This is a genomic window from Leptospira ainazelensis (assembly GCF_016918785.1).
Taxonomy (GTDB): Bacteria; Spirochaetota; Leptospiria; order Leptospirales; family Leptospiraceae; genus Leptospira; species Leptospira ainazelensis.
In genome coordinates this window covers 25,841-41,010 of record NZ_JAFFPT010000013.1, presented here as the reverse complement: position 1 = coordinate 41,010, position 15,170 = coordinate 25,841, and the positions used below count along the sequence as shown (strand labels likewise).

The window sequence follows — 15,170 nt, the reverse complement described above, 5'->3', positions numbered from 1 at the left end:
ATTTCCTCTGAATATGAAGTTATGCCTGGCGAAAATTGCGTTATCGGCATCCAAACTCGAGGAAACATATATTTGGTTCAAAATGAAAAGAGGAAACAATTAACTTCTGCTGGGATAACGGGCGTCCTTACGAACTCGAGAACTTTCTTTTCTGAAGAAGGTGTTGATTCTTTTCTGATACAAATCCCTCCTCACGAGTTGGCGACTTTCCTCAAAGAGCCTTTGAAAGAAATTACAGGGCAAAGTATTTGTCTGGAAGATTTATTTTCACCGCAGTTGATTTCCGAATTCAAAGCGGAATGTATCGAAGAAAGAGAAAGAAATCTTCCTTCGGGATGGGCCTGGAATCGCTTTTATAGGAGCCTAAAAAAAAGAAAAGAATCCGATCCTTACATAAAACACATTCTCTCTAAGATAAAAAACGCCGATGGAAAAATTTCGATCTCATTCCTATGCAAGGAATCTGGAATCAGCCAGAGCAGAATGGAAAGAGATTTTAAGACTTATATCGGCCTATCGCCTAAAGAGTATTCCGATCTCATCCGTTTTAGAAAATCCTTATCCAACAGACATTTCAGCAAGAACTTAACCGACCTCGCTTACGCTTCCGGTTATTACGATCAGGCTCATTTCATCCGGGAGTTTAAAAAAAGAACCGGAAAAACTCCTAAAGAATGGTTTAAATAAAAAAGCCGGAGCTTCCTCCGGCTTTTGACATTGGAAAAATGATAAACGAAGAAACGATCAGTCCTTATCTTTTTTCTTCTTTTTTGATTTTTTATCCGACTTGTCGTCTTTGTCCTTTTTCTTCTTAGATTTCTTTTCTTTTGCAGAAGAATCGTCATCCTTATCTTTTTTCTTGGACTTTTTCTCTTTCTTTACTTCACCACCATCGTCTTCTTTATCTTTCTTTGTCTTTTTGGATTTTTTAGAATCGCCGTCTTTCTCAGATTCGTCTTCATCCTTATCCTTTTTGCGTTTCGACTTCTTCTCCTCGTCGTCTCCGTCATCATTCGTATCTTTTTTCTTTTTAGATTTCTTTTCTTTTGCGGAAGAATCGTCGTCGTCCTTATCTTTGTTTTTTTTAACCGGCTTACGATCTCCGTCGTCGCTGCCTTTTCCAGGTTTCGCTCTACAATAATCATCGACGGAAACTCCGTCTTGTCTCGTGTAACCGCTTACCCAAGTACAATCATCGTTTGATTTACAAGAAGAAGCAGATAGACCTTGGCAAGCGCTGTCTGCGGAAGCGGGGCCAATTACGAAAAAACCCAGAGTTAGAGCGACCGCAATCGCCAAAACACGGCGAAAAATCAGATTCATCAGCATAGTATCTCCTAAGAACATTTGATTTTATAAATTCAAAGAGATACTTTACCTTACACTTAGCTTTATCAATAAATTTTCAAAGCTTTCAAAGTTAATTTATCGAAAAGGAAGACGCCCTATCTTTTCTCCATCTTCACAATGACTTCGAAATGTTTGGTGCGGGGAAAAAAATCAACGAGAAGAACGTTTGTAAGACGGTAAGAATCGCGGCATAACTCCGTTAAATCCCTCGCCAATGTTGTGTGGTTACAACTCGAATATAAAAGTCCGTTTGGTTCTTTAGTTTGGAAGGTCTGAACAACTTTTTTTGACAGGCCGGCTCTCGGAGGATTCGCAATCCAAAAAGAAGAATGTAGGTCTTCGATCGGAATCGTTTCCGTTTCTAAGTTTAGGGATTTGAAATCGCGGGGAGAAAGGTTGTTTTTCAAAAGATTCTTCTTTGCCTGTTTTACGGAATCCTTAGAAAGTTCGTATCCGATCCAATTTTTGCTTTTATTATGAAGTGCGATCGAAATCAAACCGGATCCACAATACAATTCTAATATAGAATCCTGCTCGTCAGGAACAAGTTGGTGAATTTTTTCCAACCAAAGAGGAATGAGAAAACGATTGATTTGAGAAAAACCGCCGGGAGGAATTTCCCACACGAACTCCTTCGATTCCGGAATTCTTATCCTCTCGCGAAAAACCACGGATTCTTTTTTATAAGGTACGACTTTTTGTCCATCCAGACGATAGGAAAGCGTCTTGGATTTTGAAATCGGCGCGGAACCGTCTTTTTCCTTTCGTAAGAATTCCGAAAACGCAAGATTCATTTCTTCCGGAAGGTTTTTACAACCTTCGTCGGGAAGGGGCACGATCGAATGTGAGAATTCTTCGTAAAAACCTGCGATTCTTTTAGAACCTGAAAAACCCAAAGAAATCTGGGCTGTGTTTCTATAACCGATCGGATCCCCGCATAAGATCTCGATTTCAGGAATTTGAATATGATTTTTGGAAAGAGATCGTTCCAACGTTTCCAGAAGAAGAAACTTTTTTACTTCCAGTTCTTTTTCATAGGATATATGTCGATAGGAACAGCCGCCGCATTTTGGAAAAGCGGGGCAATCCGAAACAATTCTCTCGGGAGATTTTTTTATGATTTCCGATCCAACCCCCCAAATAAGAGAACCCGTCTTTTTGAGAGAAAGAGCGGACACGATTTCGCCGGGAATTGCGTTTTTTAAAAAAAAAGTTCCTTCTTTTGAATTAGCAATGGAGTAACCGAGATTTACCCAGGTTCTGGGTTCGAGTAAGAATTTTTTGGGACTGCTTTTATGTCCCTCAGATTCGGTTTTTATCACGCTCTAACACCTGCCTCCAGGAAAAACAAAGAACGAAGAGCGCAAAGAACAATTCACCTTGACACAGGGGGGTTTTCTCACGGTAAAGTAATTCTCGTCAGGAGAAGTGGCTGAGTGGTCTAAAGCAGCGGTCTTGAAAACCGTCGTGGTAATCCCACCGTGGGTTCGAATCCTACCTTCTCCGCGACACCTTTGGAGACGTGCCTGAGTGGCCGAAAGGAGCAGTTTGCTAAACTGTCGTACGGGTAACTGTACCCAGGGTTCGAATCCCTGCGTCTCCGGTATTTTTGTTTTCATTCTACCCATTAACCGGAATCCTCGCCTCTATGTCCTCTGAGCGGTTCAAAACCCAGGAATTTATTCAGGAATCTCTGAGAATTTTAAAAAGCGAAGAATTCCCCGGTCCAATCGCCGGACTTTCTTACGTTCCATTCTTCGGGTGGCTTTTCGTCTGGTTTTTTCGGAAGGCACAAGATTTTGCATCTTTTCATCTCGTTCAAGCTATGAAGTTGAACATCGCCTTTATTGCAGTTTATTCTTTCGTTTGGTTTTTAAGGGAATTTCCGGTAATCAGCTGGTTTTTGTCTTTGATCCGAGTGAATCCGATCGTTACCGATTTTATCAGTTATGTTTCCTGGATCGTTTTTTTAGGTTATAGCGCACTCGGCGCCTTCAAAGCGTATCAGGAAGAAAAATACGTCCTGCCTTTTTTCCCGGAGTTAGAGAATGAAATTCAAAGATTATTTAAAAAAATACGAACCGGTTCTCCGTAATCTTCCGGAAACAACCAATCGTTTTCTCAGATCCGAAAGGTTTCTCGTATATTTTGTCTCCTTGCCTTTTTTCGGAACCTGGTTGGTAGGTTTTACTTTCTACTGGGAAAATCAAACGGTTCGAAAGTATGCAGGTCTATCCTTTATCAATTTTCTCTATTTTCTTTTCTTCCTTTTGATCAGTGTTCCCTTGTCTTGGATTCCCGTTGTCGGACCTTGGCTTGGACATCTGGTGCATCTTTCCGGGATTTTGATTTATCTAGGAATCTCCGGATTACTGCTATACAATTACACAAGCGGAAAAAAGATTGCACTCAGGATTCCTGAAGAACACCTTTCTCTGCTGGAATCTTATATCCATTAACCGATATGCGCCCATAGCTCAGCTGGATAGAGCGTCTGACTACGGATCAGAAGGTCGGAGGTTCGACTCCTTCTGGGCGCACCACTTTTTCCCCACTTCACTTCAGTCGAAAATTTCGCGGTCATAGGATCGATGAAAAATCTTAAATCGAATCTCTAAATTTTATCTTTCGGAAATCAGAATAAAAAAAATTCCCACTCCTTTGTTTCCGTTTCTCGGAATGATTTGAACAAGTATTGTGAAAAATAAAAAAACTCTATTCTCCGTACTTTGAAGAATAGAGTAGAAAGGTGATTTAGAAAATCATTTTTTCTTTTTATTAGCCCAGGCAGGTAAGTTCGGGAAAGTAGTAACCACGAATTTTTTCCAATCGATATTGGTTTCCGTAAAATTATTATTCCGAACGCATACCATTCCGTTCTGCGTCTGAGTCCACTGTGCGCACTCGGTTTTATTTACGGTTACGGGCATCCTCTTGATCGATTCATGCACGTCGGGAAAATAAACCGCTTCTTCAAAATTAGTTTCTTTCGAAAGCGCAGTCTTATTCAGAGTAGCGATAGAATCCTTTAAGACTCTATAGATGATCCCCTTATGAAGGCTGCTTTTTACTTTCCCCAAGTTAGAACCATTTGTGTAAACACTGAAACGATCCGTGAACAAGTTCTTCTGATTAGGATCACTAAGCGAATATGTGATTTCCGTAACACCGGCACACGTATCGTCGTCATACGCCAAAAGATGATTTAGGACGATAAGATCGAGGGTATGATAAACTCCCGGTTGAACGTTTCCTTTTTCATCTTTTACCGGAAGCAAAAACAACTGATTTTCGACAATTGTCTTTTGGAGAGAACGATTGAATGATTCCGCATCACTTTCATTGTAAACTCCCGGAGCTCCGTCTTTGCTTTTAGCGTCAAAAACCATTTTTTTCCCTATCTTCTCATTGAGCGGTTGAGAATTCAAAGTTGCCTGCGCCGGTTGAACACCGGGCATTTTTAATACGACATCCGAAGCGGACGAGCAATGGATCGTAAAGAGGCATACCGTAAGTATACAAACTAAAGATTTATTTGTCATTTTTCTAAAAGAATCTCCTGAGGATTAGAATTGCCAAATCGGCTTTTTAGCCATTTGATAATTCTCTATTTTAGAATATTCTAAAACAGAAGCATTGCAGACAGTAAGTTTGAAAAAAGTCTAAAATGAAAGAGATTCCACCCGATAAGAGTCCGATCACGACTAAAAGCCGCCGCAAAACAGGATCCTTTTCGAAAAAGAGGATAATACTCACCGATATTCGTTTCTACAAAAGTAAATACGTTACGGAATCATTTTAGCGGACTTTCTCTTTTAAAAAAAGAAAGAACGTTTTATGAGCGAAGGTATTTTATAAAAATTGAATACAGAAAATGATTCCAAAGAATAAAAAATAACGTTCCGGGCTTCCTAACATTCGAATCCGCGAAAAAAGGATTCTTTAAATACCAATTCGAAAACACGCTCCTCGGAGTATCTTAAGATCATTCGGTTTAAAACGAAGTCACAAAGAAAAATCTTGTTTGTGGACAAAGAATTTTCCTGGAATCGATTCTTCCGGCCCTCGATCGAACGATCAAAATTTCATGGAAATCTTAGCGCTGAAGTTTACTTAAATTTTGGGAATCGGATTCACCGAAAGTTCAGATTTCTTAGAATCGAATTCACCGGAGAATTAGAAAGACGCCGTCTCATGATTCCGCCCGAACTTCAGGAGTGTGAATTCCAGAAATTCTTCTTTGAAGAATTTTTAGCACGGCAAAAGCGGCAAGTTTTTGGCCCATTCTAAAAGAATTGGAGAAGCTAAATTCAATTTTCATCCTGATTCCGCCCTTTCTGAAGGGTGTGAACCGGGATTTTAAAGCTATAGCTCGAATCGGAACGATTCTCCCATAGATTCCCGTTTCAAAACCGAAATCGATTTTTTTTTGGTCGAAAAAAGACAAAAACGGGAGCGTTCGAATTGACACTAAGACTGAGTCTCATTTACATTGTATAAGAATCCTAAATAGAGAGTTGGAACCAGATGGAAAAATGTCACTGCGCTCAAGTAGCTTTCGAAACGATCGTCGAAACCGCAAGAACAGAGGGTATCGATTATCGAGAAATTGCAGAAAGAGTAAATGCAGGAAATACTTGCACTGCTTGTAAATCCTATCTTATTGAGTACTGTGAATCCAGACTCGACCTCCTCCAAACCGCCTAAACAATTAATCACAGATTCTCTTTTTCAAGAGGTGTTGGAAAAAGCCGGCGCCTCTCTTCGCGGAAGAGCAAATCACAATTTTCACGAACTTTCCGAAGTTTACCAGAGATTTCTCAACGTCCTTACAAAAAGCACCTATGTTCAAGCCCATAGACATAAATCTCCGCCCAAATCGGAAACCTTCCTCGTCCTAAAAGGAAGTCTCGGTTTTATTCTTTTTAACGACGACGGCTCCGTAATGGAAACCCACCTTCTCAGCGCGGACGGTCCGACATACGGCATCGATGTCGCTCCAGGAGTGTATCATAGCCTTGTTTGTCTTTCGGATAACGCGATTTGTTTTGAAGGAAAATCCGGTCCGTACAACCCGAATACGGATAAGGATTTTGCTTCTTGGGCCCCCGCCGAAAACGAATCCGAAACGGAAAAATATTTGGAGAAATTGAGATCCCTTTTTTGAAAGTTTTGTTTTTTATTTAAAATCGATTTTTTTACTTTTCTATCTCGGAATCAAGGTTTCACTTTTGAAAACTGAAATCTTGCGGTTTTCAACGTCCAAACAAACGTTATGAGTTATCCAGTAAAATACGGACATTACAATCTAATACCGGATTCTTTGCCGTCGGAAAGCGAGTTCTCTCTCAAACTGCGGCCGATGGATCTCAGAGTGCAATGGAAACGTTGTTCCTTAACGGCCGACTACGTTTCCAACTTTTGCTCCTTTCCCGAAAAACTAGATCCGGATTCTTCCAATACGATCTCCATTGTGTTAAACGAACTCATAGAAAACGCCGCAAAATTTTCCAAAGATCGAAAGGGGGAAATTTTTTTAGAACTGAAATACTATTCCGAAATTCTAAAAATTGAAATTAAGAATTCAATGGATGAAATTTCAAAGAATAAACTGGAGAATTCCATCTCGGCCCTCATCAATCGAAACTCGGACGAAATCTATTTTAGCAAATTGAAAGAATCTTCCGCAAACGAACTGAATTCAGGAATCGGACTATTGCTTTTGTCCAAAGATTTTCCCGTTAGATTGGGATTTTTAATCAACGAAGCTTCCTTTGGAACCTACGAAATTACGGTAAGAGCCTATTTAGATCTAAATGAAGTGGAAAGGACAAAACGAAAAGCGCTACATTCTTAATCTTCATTCCAAACTCGTTTTTATTTCGGAACGCAGCTTTTTCAAATTTTCTAAAAATTTAATCTGCCAGTAACGATCTTTGTTTCCTCTGATTTCAACGTTGTTGATATTCTTTTTGTCATAGCCCGCTACAAATCTTGAAATACTCGCAATTCCTGCGCTGTTTAAAAAATCCAAATTTTTTATATCGATGATAGCCTTACCCCGGCCTGCTCCCTCAAGAATCGTTTCGATGAGAGTGATGATGGGTTCATATTCCTCCACATTGAGTAAACGTAACGTTCCTGAGATTTTGATTTTTCCACGATTTTTTTCCGTCTCTACGGAATAATCTTCTTTTGAAATTTCCATTTGTATTTACTTGCCTAAAGGAACTTGATCCTTTCCAAAAGATAATATCCTAACTTTGCAAAAAGTCGGAAGGCATTTCTTTCTTTTAAAAAAAAAGCAAACGCGAATCAAAGTTTCAGTTCCGCTCGTCAGAAAAATAATTTTTCACAGAGTTTTCTTATTTTTTCCGCATTCCAAAGTCTAGTTTTCGGGAATTGGATAATTTTTCCCTTCTGAGTTTCTTTCCATCTCTCGTTCTGTACGACTTCCCCTATTTTTTGATTATGTCGTTTACCCAAATCGCTCTCTATCTTCCCCATTGATATTACTTTCGGTTTTAGAGATGCCGATCTTCAGAAACTCCTGTGAAAAAACAAATCGAAGATACGGAATTCCTCTCCATTTTTTGACGGTTCATTCGATGGCGGCTCCGGGTTTTCCGATCGGAATTTTTAAAGACCGAAAAAAAGAGAATTTAAGAGCTTTCTACAACTTCTTTACATTTTTTAGAAGTTTCTTTATGAAAACTGTTGCCACATTCCTTCCCCTAAGGAGACTATATGAGATTGCGGGAAATTTCCCGCTCCATTATAATATAAAAATAACGCCTGGAAAGAAGCTCTTATGCCTGAGTTTGATTCGATTGATCTTATGAATTTTGCAGTCTATGGGAACGAACACGATCCCGAATGGGCCGATATAAGAAATTATATCAAGTCCAACGCGTCCGCTCAAAAAGAGCTGGAAGAATTGAGACGTTCCGTGCCTCAAAATGCCAGAAAGAGACGCGATCCGATTCGCTCCAACGAGTACGGCGGCGACCGATCGTATGGGCAAGAATCTTCTTCCGATCCGAGAAATGCAAATTCTCCGGAGGAAAAAAAGAAATGGTGGTCTATTTTTACGGGGGAATAAAATGGCTTCCCTCATTGTATAAACGAGGGAGAAGATCATGGAAAAGGAAGCGCAGACATATTTAAGACTAAAGCAGTTTGTGGCTCCATTCTTAGGTTTTGCCGTTAACATCAACGCTTACGGAACTGAGAATATAGTCCAAGAAGGAAAAATAATCCTTGTAAGCAATCATCGATCGGATATGGATCCGTTCATTCTTTCCTATACTTTCCCACGTTATATTTCTTGGATCGCCGCCGATTATACGTTTCGAATTCCTATTTTCAAAGATTTAGCAAAACTTGCCGGTGGAATCCCGATGGCGATCGACGGAAAAATTTCGATGGCGAGCATCAAAATGGTCCAGCAAGTTTTCAAAAGAAACGGAGTTCTCGGAATTTTTCCGGAAGGTCACGACTACATGGTAAAGAATGACTTTTCCGGACCTATGGTGAAATTTCACGACGGTTTCGCAGCCTTTTCGATTCGAAACAAAGTCGATATTCTTCCATCCGTGATCGTACCCATCGAAGAAAGTTATTCCGACATTCCGATTCCGTCTCTTGTTCGTTCTTTTATGGGAATGCCGAAGGAAGTCTGCGATATTAAAAGAAGATCGATTTACAAAAAAGTCAAAGTTCTTTACGGACCTAAAATCGACCACAGACCGTATTTGGAAGGAAAGTTGGAGGATAATCTCAAAAAACTTTCAACCGAAGTCCGCCTGAGAATGGAAGCTCTTCAAAAAACGGACGTCGCTTAATCAAATTTTCAATAAGTTTAGAATATTCTAAACTTCTATTTCTCCCGAAAAAATTTCACGAGCAGGACCAGTCATCAAAACGTGACCAGATTCCTGCCATTGAATCCGAAGGGTTCCCCCTCTTAGATCGATTCTTACATCTTTTCCCGATCTGCCGGTCAGGTTTCCCGCGACCATTACGGAACAAGCGCCCGTTCCGCAGGCTAAGGTTTCACCCGCGCCGCGTTCCCATGTTCTTTGATACAGATGATCCTTTCCGCGGACGGTTACAAATTCTACGTTTACTCTTTTTGGAAAGATAGAATGGTTTTCGATCAGAGGCCCGATTTCGCGAACCGGAAATTGATCGGAATCCTCGACAAAGATGACACAATGCGGATTCCCCATACTGACCGCGGTGAATTTCAAATTTTGTCCTGCGATTTCCAGAATTTGATCAACGATGGTTTCTTCATTCTTCCATAAAACTGGAATTTTAGAAGGAATCAGAATCGGCTTTCCCATATCCACACTTACCAAATCCACTTTATTCCCGGATCCGATTTTTAGATCGACTTCCAGGACTCCGGCTCCGGTTTCAATTTTAGGATTTTTAGAATTGGTTAAACCGTGATCGTAGATATATTTCGCCACACAACGAATTCCATTGCCGCACATCTCGGAAGAACTTCCGTCCGAGTTGTACATATCCATCATAAAATCACCTTGTTTGGAATTTCGAATAAAGATGACTCCGTCGCTTCCGATTCCAAAATTGCGATCGGAGAGTTTCTGAATTTGTTCCGGTGTTAAGCGAACATCCGTCTGAGTTGCATCGATATAAACGTAATCGTTACCGATTCCTTCCATTTTTGTGAATTTAAGCGCGGCCACGGAAACTCCTGGTGATAAACTGAATTCTATCTTTTTTTTAGACTCTTTCCGGGGAAATTCAAAAACAAGAAAAAGCCGGTTACTTTTTTCTGGCTTTTCCGGCTTCGAACGGAGACATTGAAAATCCGGCCATTCGCCTGGGGGCTTCTTTGAATCAAACCTGTTATCTTTGCTCGAGCGCTCAAAATTCTACCGTATTCGTCGAAAACGGAATCGATATCGTCCGTTGCTCGAACTGCGGACACGTATTCTCCACTTACGAACAAGAGGAACACTACGAAGGCTACTGGGACGACGATTCTTCTTACGATCTCGGTTGGTGGGACAACGCGCACAGAGAAATCTATCAGGACTTTATCGATGAATTCTTAAACGCCCCTTCCGGTAAAATTTTAGACGTAGGTTGTGGACTTGGATTTTTTGTAAAACGAATCGGCGCGCAAAAACCGGGATGGGAAGCGATCGGTTACGAGATCTCCGAAAAAGCGGTTCAATTCGCAAAAGAAAAAAACGGACTCAAAAATATTTTTCCTGGAATCGTTCAAAACTCCGGAATCGCAAAAGAATCCTTGGATATCATCACTCTATGGGACGTTATCGAACACATCCCAAAGCCTCATAGTTTATTAGAATATTTGCATTCACTTTTAAAACCCGGCGGAATTCTTTTTTTACAAACACCAAACTTTCCGGTTCAGCTATTTAAGGCTCGCCTGAAAGTCTTTCTAAAAGGAATGAAACCGGACGGTCATTATTTGGAAGCAAAGGATCATATCAACGATTACACGGAAAAAACGATGAAGATGCTCTCCACACAAACCGGATTCAAAGATTGTAAATTTACGATCCTAAAACCGATTGCTTCCGTTTCCGGAAGCAAAGGCGGAAATCTCGGCACTCTTTTTAAAAAGACTTATTATTTTGCGACAAAGATCGTTTGGCTTCTCAGCTTTAAAACTTTGAATCTCAACAATACGTTATTCGCTATTTTAAAGAAATAATTTCAGAGCCGCGCGAAGATCGTTAGTTTCCAAATAAGAATACTCGTTCTTTTTGGGAACATCCGCAAGGACGATCCTTCGTTCCTCTAAATCGTTTTGTTTTTTTGAGAAGATCGATTTCAGATGAATCGCCGGAATTCCATGCCGGAGCGCGCCTTCCACATCGTCTTTTAGAGAATCTCCGATCATAGAAACCGGATTTTCGCCCTTCACAAGTTCCCTCGCCTTTGCGAAAAATTTTTCGGAAGGTTTCTCCTTACCGATCTCTTCCGAACTCAGAATCGAATACTTTAATTTTTTAGGAAACAAAAAGTCGATCTTGATCAACTGAGTCCTTAAGTTCTCGTTTGTGCAAAAAAGAATTTTTTGTTTTTGAGAGATTTGGTCCAAAAGAGAAAATGTTTCTTTGTATTCTTTCTCATATTTTTTTTTGAAAGTTTGAATTCCGGTTTGGAAAAAATAGAAATAATCTTTTTCCAATTTTAGAATCCACTTTGGATTCAGAGTTTCCCATTTCTCAAGACACATTTTTTTAAAATAGATCAAACGAAGTCGATTGGATGGAGAATCCTGAAGTTCCAACTTCGCCTCTTTACGAGCCTCGTCGTAAAGTTGTAAAAATTCTTTCGTGGAAGTCAGACCGTATTCTTTGGCTTTTTTGGAAAGTTCTTGTATAGAAAATTCGTAGATCGAGGCCGAATCCAAAAGAGTATTATCAAAATCTAAAAAAAGAGCCATTCCATGCAAAAGATTCTTCCCGATGTCAAAGGCAATTCTTTTCCTTCATTTTTCCTTGCGCGATTTTAGATTCCCATTAATCTTCCAATCGAACATGACTGAAAAACAAGATTTCATTTCACGAAGATCCTTTCTCTCCATTTTAGGACTTTGTATTTCCGCGGTGATAGGCGGACTTTCTTTTTTAAAATTCAGACATAGAATCACGGGCAAAATCGTGGGCCCAAATCGAGAGATCGGACATAGAATTCGGGAGAATTCTGAATCAAAACCGGCTTCGAATATAAATCGGAACGTTTCCGAAAAAGTGAAAGTACTGATTCTTGGCAGCGGCGTTTCCGGCTTGAGTTCGGGTTATTATCTTCATAAATCCGGTTTTTCCGATTTTAGAATTTTAGAATTAGAAAACGATGCCGGAGGAAATTCTAGATCCGGTAAAAATACGATCGGTTCCTATCCCTGGGGAGCGCACTACCTTCCTCAGCCCGGAGAAGAAGCCGTCCTCGTTCGAAAATTTTTGGAAGAAAATCGTATCATCATCGGAAAGGACAATCGAGGAAATCCGGTTTTCGATGAGAGATTTCTTTGTTTTGATCCGGAAGAAAGAATTTATTACCAAGGACGATGGAACGAAGGTTTATTTCCGGGAGGAAACACTCACTCGCCCGCCGGTTTAGAAGAAGAAAAGTTCAAAAAATGGATTCAAAAATGGAGAATCAAAATAGGACGCGACGGTAAAAAGGCGTTCACGATTCCGATCGACCTATCTTCTAAAGATCCGGAAATTCTCAAATTAGATAAAATTAACTTTTTTGAATATGTCAAAGAACAAGGATTTCAAACCAAAGAACTTTTTTGGTTTTTGGATTACTCCGTAAGAGACGATTTCGGCGGTTCGATGGATACCGTGTCAGCATGGATCGGACTCCATTATTTTTGTTCCCGGCCAGTAGACAAAAACGGAGAAGATTTAACCCTTCTTACCTGGCCCCAAGGAAACGGATTTTTAATCGATAAACTCAAAACTCCCATTCTTTCCAAAATTCAGAAAGAAACACTCGTTGAAAAAGTAGTTCCTTCTAATTCCAAAAGTTCCCGTTTTGCGGTTCAGACGTATTCGATCGAAACCAAAGAACAAAAAACGATCCACTGCGATTCGATCGTCTACGCCCTTCCCTCTTTCACGCGCAAATATATTCTCGGAGAAAAATCCGGAGTCGCGGAAGGACTTACTTATTCCCCTTGGTTGGTTGCGAATCTTTCGGTCGATCAAGTTCCAACTGGAAGAGGAATTCCTCCCTGTTGGGATAACGTCATCTACCAAAGCCCGTCTTTGGGTTATATCGTTTCCACACATCAGGATCTCCGTGCCGGTCGGGAAGAATCCGTTCTTACCTACTATCAGGCATTCGGCGATAAGGACACGGTTGCAATTCGCAAGAAAATGATGAGAACCTCCTGGTCGGATTGGAAGGATGCGATTTTAGCCGATTTAAAAAAAGCACATCCGGATATTGAAAGGAAAATTCAGAACATCGATATCATGACGAACGCGCACGCGATGATTCGACCCACTCCCGGTTTGATCTGGGGAGGAAAACGGGAACGCCTTGCTATCTCTTATCCGCACCTTCATTTCGCACATTCCGATTTGAGTGGAATCTCCATTTTTGAAGAGGCATTGATCCGCGGTAACATCGCCGCGATGAAAATTCTCGGTGAACAAAAAATATGAAATCAAAAGGCTGGATCTTCAATCCGACTCTGGACTTGTCGTTTATCATTTTGCCCGGAATTTTTTCCGTATTTTTATTATTTATATTAAGAGAATGGAATATTCTTCCTTCTGAAATTAATCCTTGGACTTGGTTTTGTACGGTTCTTTTGATCGACGTGGCCCACGTTTATTCGACTCTCTTTCGATCTTATTTTAACGAGGAAGAATGGCGGGAGAAAAAAACACTTTTAATAACGGTTCCTATCGTTTGTTTTCTGCTGTCCGTATTTCTCTATTCTTTCGGTTCGATATGGTTTTGGAGAATCATGGCTTACGTCGCGGTGTTCCATTTTATTCGTCAACAATTCGGATTTTTAGCTCTTTATCGAAAGAAGAGCGATTCGATTCAAATTCCGTTTTTTCTTGATAAAGTTACGATCTATTTGATGGGAGGAATTCCGATTCTTTATTGGCACTTAACGGACCAAAAAAGGGAATTTTCTTGGTTTATGGACGGCGACTTTTGGACATATCCGATCCCAAATTTAGCGACGGCCCTACTCTGGTTACAGCAGATTTGGCTGTGTTTGTATTTATTAACTCACGTCTTTTATTTTTTCAAATACCGCTCCCTTCCGTTGGGAAAGATTCTTCTCGTAATCAACACTTGGTTGGTTTGGTTTTTTGGAATCGTATACTTTAATTCGGATTTTTCATTCACGATCACAAACGTCGTCAATCACGGCGTCCCTTATATCTTCTTACTCTTTTACTATGTGATCCAAAATCCGAATGAAATGAAAGTGGAAGTTTTTAGATCCAAATCCTGGCTCTGGATTCTAATTTGTTTTTTAGGAGTTTTATTCTTATTCTCTTTTATAGAAGAATGGGCTTGGGACAGTTTTATTTGGAAAGACCACTTTCAAATCTTTCAAAACGCGAGCTTTTATTCCGTTGAGCTTCCCGAATTTGCGACCGCTTTTTTGGCATCGGCGCTCTTTTTACCGCAATTTACCCATTATATTCTCGATGCATTTCTTTGGAAGATCGGAAAACCGAATCCACGGTTATTTCACTTTTTTGAAATCGCTGAAAAATAGGTGAAATATGCTTTCCTTTGAATTTCTATCACATTCAGATCTGGTTTTCGTTTTTAAATAGACAATCCAGGTTTTCCTTCCATAATGACGAAAAAGTTTAAACAGGAATTGATCCATGATTATCGTTGAAGGAATCGACTATTTCTTAATACCTGCGGAGAACCCGGAAGCCTCTGCGAAGTTTTATTCTGATATATTCGATTTTGAATCGGTAGATGAGAAATCGGGCGAATATGTTGTCATGGGACTCGATTCGATCAATATTAAACTTCAGAAGATTTCGGGTTTTAAAAACTCTCTCGGAGAGAGTAAAATTCCGGTTCTTAGTTTTGTTTTGGATGTGGATGATTTCACGGAAGCCATTGCGGAATTAGAAGAGAACAAAATTTCCATCGTTCGCGGCCCGGAAACAAATAGCGCAGGAGAATTTCTGCATTTCCTAGATCCGTCCGGCAATGTTTTAGAAATCAGTTATAAAGATTAATTTATTCCTAACTAACTTCGTACACAAAAAAGCCTCTCTTTGAGAGGCTTTTTTATTCTCTAA

Annotated in this window: 17 protein-coding genes and 3 tRNA genes; 14 read left to right on the top strand and 6 right to left on the bottom strand. The window is 40.1% G+C overall.

Annotation, left to right across the window (positions count from 1 at the left end; genetic code table 11):
• The first annotated feature begins 222 nt into the window (after positions 1-222).
• Positions 223-687, top strand: a complete 465-nt coding sequence (locus JWG44_RS03285; protein ID WP_205273534.1) for a helix-turn-helix domain-containing protein — start codon at positions 223-225, stop codon at positions 685-687.
• Positions 688-744: 57 nt separating this feature from the next.
• On the opposite strand, the gene JWG44_RS03280 is transcribed toward JWG44_RS03285, so the two are convergent.
• A complete protein-coding gene (locus tag JWG44_RS03280) occupies positions 745-1,323 on the bottom strand; it encodes a hypothetical protein (protein ID WP_205273533.1) in 579 nt (192 codons plus the stop codon).
• A 122-nt stretch (positions 1,324-1,445) separates the two neighbouring features.
• Complete coding sequence (locus JWG44_RS03275) at positions 1,446-2,669, bottom strand: class I SAM-dependent RNA methyltransferase (RefSeq protein WP_205273632.1); 1,224 nt, start codon at positions 2,667-2,669, stop codon at positions 1,446-1,448.
• A gap of 103 nt (positions 2,670-2,772) precedes the next feature.
• On the opposite strand from JWG44_RS03275, the gene JWG44_RS03270 reads away from it, so the two are divergent.
• From JWG44_RS03270 to JWG44_RS03250, 5 genes are all read left to right on the top strand, one after another.
• Positions 2,773-2,856: transfer RNA gene (locus tag JWG44_RS03270), tRNA-Ser, on the top strand.
• A 10-nt stretch (positions 2,857-2,866) separates the two neighbouring features.
• Positions 2,867-2,953: transfer RNA gene (locus JWG44_RS03265), tRNA-Ser, on the top strand.
• A 45-nt stretch (positions 2,954-2,998) separates the two neighbouring features.
• Positions 2,999-3,445 (top strand): hypothetical protein, encoded by a 447-nt coding sequence (locus JWG44_RS03260; RefSeq protein ID WP_205273532.1) that lies wholly within the window; start codon positions 2,999-3,001, stop codon positions 3,443-3,445.
• Complete coding sequence (locus tag JWG44_RS03255; RefSeq protein WP_205273531.1) at positions 3,399-3,809, top strand: hypothetical protein; 411 nt, start codon at positions 3,399-3,401, stop codon at positions 3,807-3,809. Before JWG44_RS03260 ends, JWG44_RS03255 begins: the two co-directional genes overlap by 47 nt.
• A gap of 7 nt (positions 3,810-3,816) precedes the next feature.
• Positions 3,817-3,893, top strand: a tRNA-Arg gene (locus tag JWG44_RS03250).
• Positions 3,894-4,112: 219 nt separating this feature from the next.
• Here JWG44_RS03250 and JWG44_RS03245 read toward each other — a convergent pair.
• Positions 4,113-4,892 (bottom strand): hypothetical protein, encoded by a 780-nt coding sequence (locus JWG44_RS03245; RefSeq protein WP_205273530.1) that lies wholly within the window; start codon positions 4,890-4,892, stop codon positions 4,113-4,115.
• A gap of 1,082 nt (positions 4,893-5,974) precedes the next feature.
• On the opposite strand from JWG44_RS03245, the gene JWG44_RS03240 reads away from it, so the two are divergent.
• Positions 5,975-6,517, top strand: coding sequence for a WbuC family cupin fold metalloprotein (locus tag JWG44_RS03240; protein WP_205273529.1), 543 nt, complete (start codon positions 5,975-5,977; stop codon positions 6,515-6,517).
• 108 nt (positions 6,518-6,625) lie between these two features.
• The gene (locus tag JWG44_RS03235; protein ID WP_205273528.1) at positions 6,626-7,207 is read left to right on the top strand and encodes a slr1658 superfamily regulator; all 582 of its coding nucleotides are present in this window, start codon (positions 6,626-6,628) and stop codon (positions 7,205-7,207) included.
• Positions 7,208-7,210: 3 nt separating this feature from the next.
• Here the strand turns inward: JWG44_RS03235 and JWG44_RS03230 are convergent, their stop codons facing one another.
• Positions 7,211-7,558, bottom strand: a complete 348-nt coding sequence (locus tag JWG44_RS03230) for a slr1659 superfamily regulator (protein WP_205273527.1) — start codon at positions 7,556-7,558, stop codon at positions 7,211-7,213.
• Between the two features lie 603 nt (positions 7,559-8,161).
• Here JWG44_RS03230 and JWG44_RS03225 point away from each other — a divergent pair.
• Both JWG44_RS03225 and JWG44_RS03220 read left to right on the top strand, forming a co-directional pair.
• Complete coding sequence (locus JWG44_RS03225; RefSeq protein ID WP_205273526.1) at positions 8,162-8,452, top strand: hypothetical protein; 291 nt, start codon at positions 8,162-8,164, stop codon at positions 8,450-8,452.
• Between the two features lie 37 nt (positions 8,453-8,489).
• Complete coding sequence (locus JWG44_RS03220) at positions 8,490-9,194, top strand: lysophospholipid acyltransferase family protein (RefSeq protein ID WP_205273525.1); 705 nt, start codon at positions 8,490-8,492, stop codon at positions 9,192-9,194.
• Between the two features lie 27 nt (positions 9,195-9,221).
• Here the strand turns inward: JWG44_RS03220 and dapF are convergent, their stop codons facing one another.
• Positions 9,222-10,067, bottom strand: coding sequence for a diaminopimelate epimerase (dapF, locus tag JWG44_RS03215; RefSeq protein ID WP_205273524.1), 846 nt, complete (start codon positions 10,065-10,067; stop codon positions 9,222-9,224).
• Positions 10,068-10,216: 149 nt separating this feature from the next.
• Between dapF and JWG44_RS03210 the strand changes: the two genes are divergently transcribed.
• A complete protein-coding gene (locus JWG44_RS03210; protein ID WP_205273523.1) occupies positions 10,217-11,068 on the top strand; it encodes a class I SAM-dependent methyltransferase in 852 nt (283 codons plus the stop codon).
• On the opposite strand, the gene JWG44_RS03205 is transcribed toward JWG44_RS03210, so the two are convergent.
• A complete protein-coding gene (locus JWG44_RS03205) occupies positions 11,057-11,806 on the bottom strand; it encodes an HAD family hydrolase (RefSeq protein ID WP_205273522.1) in 750 nt (249 codons plus the stop codon). The genes JWG44_RS03210 and JWG44_RS03205 overlap by 12 nt on opposite strands.
• A 94-nt stretch (positions 11,807-11,900) precedes the next feature.
• On the opposite strand from JWG44_RS03205, the gene JWG44_RS03200 reads away from it, so the two are divergent.
• The 3 genes from JWG44_RS03200 to JWG44_RS03190 all read left to right on the top strand — a co-directional run bounded on the left by JWG44_RS03200 (position 11,901) and on the right by JWG44_RS03190 (position 15,107).
• The gene (locus JWG44_RS03200) at positions 11,901-13,541 is read left to right on the top strand and encodes an NAD(P)-binding protein (protein ID WP_205273521.1); all 1,641 of its coding nucleotides are present in this window, start codon (positions 11,901-11,903) and stop codon (positions 13,539-13,541) included.
• Positions 13,538-14,623, top strand: a complete 1,086-nt coding sequence (locus JWG44_RS03195; protein WP_205273520.1) for a hypothetical protein — start codon at positions 13,538-13,540, stop codon at positions 14,621-14,623. The genes JWG44_RS03200 and JWG44_RS03195 overlap by 4 nt, the downstream gene beginning before the upstream one ends.
• Positions 14,624-14,738: 115 nt before the next feature.
• Complete coding sequence (locus tag JWG44_RS03190; protein ID WP_100788238.1) at positions 14,739-15,107, top strand: VOC family protein; 369 nt, start codon at positions 14,739-14,741, stop codon at positions 15,105-15,107.
• Positions 15,108-15,170 lie beyond the last annotated feature (63 nt).

Bases quoted from the DNA above. Each gene is read 5' to 3' on its own strand.
- JWG44_RS03280 (WP_205273533.1), bottom strand. From the start codon at position 1,323: ATGAATCTGATTTTTCGCCGTGTTTTGGCGATTGCGGTCGCTCTAACT.
- JWG44_RS03260 (WP_205273532.1), top strand. From the start codon at position 2,999: ATGTCCTCTGAGCGGTTCAAAACCCAGGAATTTATTCAGGAATCTCTG.
- JWG44_RS03255 (WP_205273531.1), top strand. From the start codon at position 3,399: ATGAAATTCAAAGATTATTTAAAAAAATACGAACCGGTTCTCCGTAAT.
- JWG44_RS03245 (WP_205273530.1), bottom strand. From the start codon at position 4,892: ATGACAAATAAATCTTTAGTTTGTATACTTACGGTATGCCTCTTTACG.
- JWG44_RS03240 (WP_205273529.1), top strand. From the start codon at position 5,975: ATGCAGGAAATACTTGCACTGCTTGTAAATCCTATCTTATTGAGTACT.
- JWG44_RS03235 (WP_205273528.1), top strand. From the start codon at position 6,626: ATGAGTTATCCAGTAAAATACGGACATTACAATCTAATACCGGATTCT.
- JWG44_RS03230 (WP_205273527.1), bottom strand. From the start codon at position 7,558: ATGGAAATTTCAAAAGAAGATTATTCCGTAGAGACGGAAAAAAATCGT.
- JWG44_RS03225 (WP_205273526.1), top strand. From the start codon at position 8,162: ATGCCTGAGTTTGATTCGATTGATCTTATGAATTTTGCAGTCTATGGG.
- JWG44_RS03220 (WP_205273525.1), top strand. From the start codon at position 8,490: ATGGAAAAGGAAGCGCAGACATATTTAAGACTAAAGCAGTTTGTGGCT.
- JWG44_RS03205 (WP_205273522.1), bottom strand. From the start codon at position 11,806: ATGGCTCTTTTTTTAGATTTTGATAATACTCTTTTGGATTCGGCCTCG.
- JWG44_RS03200 (WP_205273521.1), top strand. From the start codon at position 11,901: ATGACTGAAAAACAAGATTTCATTTCACGAAGATCCTTTCTCTCCATT.
- JWG44_RS03195 (WP_205273520.1), top strand. From the start codon at position 13,538: ATGAAATCAAAAGGCTGGATCTTCAATCCGACTCTGGACTTGTCGTTT.
- JWG44_RS03190 (WP_100788238.1), top strand. From the start codon at position 14,739: ATGATTATCGTTGAAGGAATCGACTATTTCTTAATACCTGCGGAGAAC.